The sequence below is a fragment of the Longimicrobium sp. genome, assembly GCF_036280135.1.
Taxonomy (GTDB): Bacteria; Gemmatimonadota; Gemmatimonadetes; order Longimicrobiales; family Longimicrobiaceae; genus Longimicrobium.
The window spans coordinates 1-3,396 of sequence record NZ_DASURI010000263.1 but is presented as its reverse complement, the minus strand read 5'-3'; the positions used below and the strand labels follow the sequence as shown (position 1 = coordinate 3,396).

Annotated in this window: 3 protein-coding genes; all 3 read right to left on the bottom strand. The window is 73.9% G+C overall.

Annotated features, from left to right (window positions below; translation table 11 throughout):
• Positions 1-730: 730 nt before the first annotated feature.
• Positions 731-1,885, bottom strand: a complete 1,155-nt coding sequence (locus VFZ20_RS08190; RefSeq protein WP_329683366.1) for a response regulator — start codon at positions 1,883-1,885, stop codon at positions 731-733.
• On the bottom strand, positions 1,882-3,048 hold the full coding sequence (locus tag VFZ20_RS08185) for a hypothetical protein (protein ID WP_329683365.1): 1,167 nt from the start codon (positions 3,046-3,048) through the stop codon (positions 1,882-1,884). Before VFZ20_RS08185 ends, VFZ20_RS08190 begins: the two co-directional genes overlap by 4 nt.
• Positions 3,045-3,396, bottom strand: a 352-nt coding sequence (locus VFZ20_RS08180) for a hypothetical protein (RefSeq protein WP_329683364.1), incomplete at its 5' end; no start/stop codon positions are given. The genes VFZ20_RS08185 and VFZ20_RS08180, both read right to left, overlap by 4 nt.

Here is a 3,396-nt window from a genome sequence, read left to right as displayed (position 1 = left end):
AGCCGGAAAGTTCTGACGCGCCCGGCCTCCTAATCCCCCGCTCATCCAGGCGGACCAGTCAGATCCGGATCATCGGAAGGCAAGGAACAGGCCGCACTTACGGACACGGACGAAGGATACGGATCCGCCCCTCGCGCCGGCCAAAACCCGCCAAGCGCGTCCTCTGATCCGCGCCGGGCGACGGCGATCCGCTCGGCGTTCTCGCCGAGCCAAGGCGAGGCGCATCGCGGATTTCGCGAGGAGCACCTCCGCCGTCGCATCGTCCGATCGTCCGACGTCGACGGCGCGCGACGGACGTCTGCCTCCCGTCGCGGAAGCCGGAGACCCGGATCACACGATCGCGTCCCTGAAACTCCGCGTTCGCGCGGAGGCCGCGCATCCTCGTCCAGCTTCATCCTGCCGATGCCAGCCATCGCGAAGGGACGGCTTCAACAGACGCGATCGGGTGTCGGCCGGGCGGGTTCAGCGTGCGGCGCGACCGCTCGTGCCGCACCGGCCCCCCGCTCGCGAACCCACCGCGCTCTCCTGTTCCTACGCGTCCCTGGGACCGGATGGTTTTCCTGGGTCGACGAACGACGCGCATCATCCCGCGCGGACGAGCGGACGCGGTGGATCGGATGGATCGCGATCGGGCGGAAGCGGCCGAGTCGGGAGATGCGGATCGGGATCGGCGGATGCGACGGCAGACGGAGCTGACGCTGCTGAATCTTGTGGAATGCGCCGCGCCGGATCAATCCCCCTGCGGACGAGGCGGGAGGACGAAGTGGAACGCGGCGCCCTCGCCGGGACGGCTCTGCACCCAGATGCGCCCGCCGTGCGCCTCCACGGCCAGCTTGCAGAACGTGAGCCCCAGCCCGGAGCCCACGCCCTCCGCGGCACCCTCGACGAGGTCGCCCACGGAGTCCGTGGAGCGGCGTCCGTACTTGCGGAAGATGAACTCGTGGTCCGCCTCGGCGATGCCGGGCCCGTTGTCGGCCACGGTGAACTTCACGCCGTCGCCCTCGGCCGGGACGGCGCTGAGGCGGACGGAGACGCCCGCGCCCCCGTGCCGCAGCGCGTTGCCGATGAGGTTGCCCAGGACGCGGCGCACCATCCCCTCGTCCGCGCGGACGGACAGCCCCGCGGGCGCCTCCACGGCCACGCGCGCCCCCTCGCGCTCCGCCCGCACGGACCACGCGCCCGCCACCTCGCGCAGCAGCCGCGCCGCGTCCAGGTCGCGCGGGCTGAGCTGCACGGCGGACTCCTCCAGCCGCGACAGGTCCAGCAGGTTGTCCACCATGCGCAGCAGGTCGCCGCCGCGCTCCTGCGCGTCGCCCAGCAGCCGGCGCTGATCGGCCGAAAGCGGGCCCGCGTCGCCGTCCAGCACGATCTCCAGGCTGCCCAGGATGCCCGTGAGCGGCGCCTTGAGGTCGTGCACCACCATGCGCGTGAGGTCGTCCTTGAGGGCCTCCAGCTCGCGCAGCCGGCGGTAGCTGTCGGCCAGCTGGTCCTGCGCCGCCTTGAGCCGCAGCAGCGAGCGGATGCGGGCGACGAGGACGGGGCGGCTGAAGGGCTTGGTGAGGAAGTCGTCGCCGCCCGCGTCCAGGGCGCGGGCGCGGTCCCGCGCGTCGGAGAGAGCGGTGACAAAGACGACGGGGATGGACGCCGTGGCGGCGTCGGCCTTGAGCCGGCGGCACGCCTCCAGTCCGTCCATCCCCGGCATCATCACGTCCAGCAGCACCAGGTCCGGCCGCCGGTCGCGCGCGAGCGCCAGGGCGGCATCGCCGCTCCCGGCGCCCAGCGTCCGGTATCCCAGTGCCTCCAGCAGGTCACGAAGGACGTCGACGTTGGAAGGCTCGTCGTCGACGACCAGGAGAAGGGGTGCGTCGTCCGCCGGGGCGGTCACCGGCCCAGCAGCGACAGGGAAAGCGACGCCCGCCAGTACGACTCGTCGAAGACGGACGCGTCGCCGCCCCGCCACCCGCGCTCGCCGCTGAGCTCCAGGGCCGCGGCCCCGCCGCCGAACAGGATCCCCAGCCCGCCCGTGACGGCGCGCTCGTCGGGGAACTCGGCGTCGGCGCTCCACCGGAAAGGGAGCTCGGCGTAGCGGCCGCCCAGGCGCACGGGGAGCGGCCGGCCCAGCAGGCGCAGCCCCTCGTACTCGATGCCACCCGCCACCTGCAGGGCATCGCGCGCCCCGGCGCCGTAGCCGGCGCTCCCCGTGCCGCCGCCCAGCTCGTCGTCCACGGACGACCACTGGGCCATGCGCACGGAGATGGCCGCCAGGAGCTGCTGCGACAGCCGGCCGCTGGCGCCCGCGTCAAGGGTGAGGGGCAGCGAGTAGCCCTGCCCCGCCACCGAGTCGGCCTCGGCCGTGAGCTCGCCCCCGCCCGAAACGGCGGCCGACACGCTCAGGGCGTTGCCCCGCCAGCGCGCGCCGGCGCTGAAGCCCACGCCGCTCCAGGTGTAGTCGGTCCCCTGGAACGAGGCGTTGAGGCCCTCGATGCTGCGCACGGCGCTGTCGCGCACGGCGCCCGTGTACACGTCCACGGCCGCGCCCACGTCCACGCGGGGCAGCAGGCGGTAGCCCGCGCCCAGGCGCAGCCGCGCCGCGCCGCCCGACGAGCGGAACAGGTCCACCACCTGGCGGCGCTGGCCGCCCAGATCCAGGCTGTCCAGCCGGCTCACCGACCAGTTCTGGTCCAGCACGCTGGCGTAGCCCAGCGAGGCCACCAGCCGGTCGCCCACGGGGAACGCCGCCTGGATGGCGGGAAAGCGCGCCGTGCTGAACGTCTGGTCGCGGTCCGGCGACACCGACTGCACCTCGTCGCCCTCGAACGTCACCGACAGCCCCGCGGCGGGAATGCCCACCATGGCGGCCGGGTTGATGAGCGACAGGTGCGCCTCGCCCAGCCCCGTCGTGATCCCGCCCAGCCCGCGGCTGCGGGCGTCCAGCGCCTCCAGGGGATAGCCCAGCCCGCGCGCGGAGAGCACCGACTGCGCCCGCGCCGCCGGGGCGGCCAGGGCGAGCGCCGCCACGGCGGCGGCTGCGATTCGAACGTGCATCATGGCAGCGGACGGCGTGCGGGAAGGGTGTAGATGACGCGCAGCCGGGGCTCCGCGTCGAAGAACGCCACCCCGAACGTCGGCGGCACGGTGGTGCTCTGCAGCTCGCTCACCAGGGCGTAGGTGCGCGGCAGCGTGTCGCTCAGGGCCAGGTTGCGCGCCAGGTTGGTGATGGGCACCTCCACGATGCTGTCCCCCCGCGTGAACGGGTACACCTGGTTCTGCAGGGCCAGGTTCACGTCCAGCACGCGCGGCCCCAGGGGCGCCGCGGCGCCCAGCTCCGGCTCGCCCACCAGCCGCAGGGAGAGCGGCAGCACCTTCAGCGGCCCGAACCCGTCCGGCACCGCCACG